The organism is Myroides marinus (genome assembly GCF_900109075.1).
Lineage (GTDB): Bacteria > Bacteroidota > Bacteroidia > Flavobacteriales > Flavobacteriaceae > Flavobacterium > Flavobacterium marinum_A.
Genome location: NZ_FNYS01000049.1, coordinates 1 through 2,293, shown reverse-complemented (window position 1 = coordinate 2,293; position 2,293 = coordinate 1). Strand labels below are relative to the sequence as shown.

Sequence of the window (2,293 nt, the reverse complement as noted above, 5' to 3'; positions counted from 1 at the left end):
AGGAAACAATTTTTCATAACACAATTGTTAAGATGGTTAAGGCAAAACCAACTTCTTTAAATATGATTAACGGAAGCTAAACAGATAACTCAATAAAATTAATTCTACATTATGTATATTGTTGCCTTATTATATTCAATTTCATGAAGTTAATATATATAGAATTATTTTTGTTGTTAGTAATCTTAGTTTAAAATTAAAGGTTGAGAATGATGATGTTTTTGATTTTAAGACTAGTGAATTAGTTAATAGAATTATTGAAGATAATCCAAAAGGAGAGAACTCAAAAGGAGAGAACTCAAAAGATGTTGTAAATTCAATACCGAAAGATAGTTTTCTTTGGTACTATATAATAAATTATTGTTGGAAAAGTAGTTTTGGAGAAGAAAAGTACAAAGAACTAGAAACGGCTTTTTTTGTTATTGATGAGTATGAAAAAAATGGTGTAAGGATTAATAACATTGTTATAAGAGGAGATAATGTTGATGAGTTTTTTGATGAAAGAATTGATAAGAAAGTTGCTATTGCAAATATAAAAGTACATGATTCAGATATGATGAATAGTGTTTTTAATAAACCTAATGTAAGAAAGGAAAGAAGACAAAGATTGTTCAACCTAATTAATGAAGCAGATAAAAATAGAGCTGATTTAATTGTGTTTCCAGAGTGTAGTATACCTTATTCATGGATAAGATTATTAGGTGAAAGAAGTCATAAACGTTATTTGGCTATTGTTGCAGGACTTGAGCATTGGGTAAATTCTAAAGGACTTGTGTTTAATTTCTTAGTTACTATTTTGCCTTTTAAGTTTGGAAACTATACAACTTCATTTGTTCGTATTAGACTTAAAAATCATTATTCTCATTTTGAAAGGCATCAGTTAACAGGATATAGGTTGCTAATTCCTAATGACATCAGTAATGTTAAACCTTCATATGATTTATTTCATTTTAGGAATGTGTATTTTTCTGTATATAATTGTTTTGAATTAGCAGACATTAATCATCGTGCTTTGTTTAAAGGAAAGGTTGACTTTATAGTAGCTTCTGAGTATAATAAAGATACAAAGTATTTTTCTGATGTTGCAGGTTCATGGGTTAGAGACATACATACGTATTTCGTCCAAGTTAATTCTTCTGATTTTGGAGATTCACGTATTAGTCAGCCTTCTAAAAGTGATTTTATGAATACAGTACATGTAAAAGGAGGTGAAAATTCAGTAACCCTTGTAGGTACCTTAAAAATAAGAAATTTGAGAAGTTTTCAGTTTAAAGAATACCATTTACAAAAGGAATGTAGTACATTATTGAAACCAACTCCACCAGATTTTGATAGGAAAGATGTAGAAGCTCGAATTAATAATATAGAGTTTAAATTTAAATAAATTAAAAAATGAATTTAAGAATACAAGAAGTTTTTAAATATCTGTTACCTGGTTTTGTTATAATAATGATACTTTTTATATGTTCATTGATTGATTTTAAGGATATTCAGTTAAATTATTTTAATGGTAAAAATGAAGGAGTATTACTCTTGTTAAGTACCTTTTTAATCTTCTTATTAGGATATTTAGTAGACCTAGTATCAAGTGATTTTGAAAAAAGATATTATCGTTGTTTTATGAAGCCATCTGAAAAGTTATTATCGCAAAAGGATAAAGAAATAAAACTTAGTTCTGCTGATAAAATTATTGAATATTTATCTGCAAAAATGCAAAAATGTTCACCTAAAGAGTTTGATAAAACAATAGCAGAGGAGTATTTTAGAAAAGCTAATCAATTAAAAGATTATAATAGTAATATTAATTCCAATTCTAAGTTGTTGGAGCATTATTATCAACAAGTTCTGAGTAGAAATTTATCTGTGAGTTTCTTGATTTCTATAGTTATTTTTGTTTTATATACTTTTATAGTTGGGAAATGTCTGTTTTTAATTGAAAATTGGATGTGTTTGGTGGGATTGATTCTTTTGTTTTCTTTTTCAGTTTATAGATGGAGCCAACACGCAATGTATTACTCTAGACAAGTGTTCTACAATAGCTGTGAAGAGGTATTAAAATAGTATTGTTATAGTTAAAAGAAAGAATACATTAGAATAAAAAACGGTTAATAACATCCTCTGTGTTATTAACCGTTTTTTATTTATAATGCCGTAGGCAACTTCTGTAAGCTATCAGCTAACTAACCTATCTCTGGCCAAGTATACCTCTTAGATAGTTATTACCCTTATCGATGGCCTCTCGTAGTTTTATTTCTTCTTCTGTTAAGATCACTTCCTCTTTTATCCATACACG

General features: G+C 27.5%; 2 protein-coding genes. Both read left to right on the top strand.

All coding sequences use genetic code 11. The features are described 5' to 3' along the window. The first annotated feature begins 121 nt into the window (after positions 1–121). Positions 122–1,384 carry a carbon-nitrogen hydrolase family protein gene (locus BMX53_RS18840; RefSeq protein WP_074748522.1) on the top strand — a complete coding sequence of 421 codons (1,263 nt, stop codon included), beginning with the start codon at positions 122–124 and terminating at the stop codon, positions 1,382–1,384. A gap of 8 nt (positions 1,385–1,392) precedes the next feature. Next, on the top strand, positions 1,393–2,061 hold the full coding sequence (locus tag BMX53_RS18835; protein WP_074748519.1) for a hypothetical protein: 669 nt from the start codon (positions 1,393–1,395) through the stop codon (positions 2,059–2,061). Positions 2,062–2,293 lie beyond the last annotated feature (232 nt).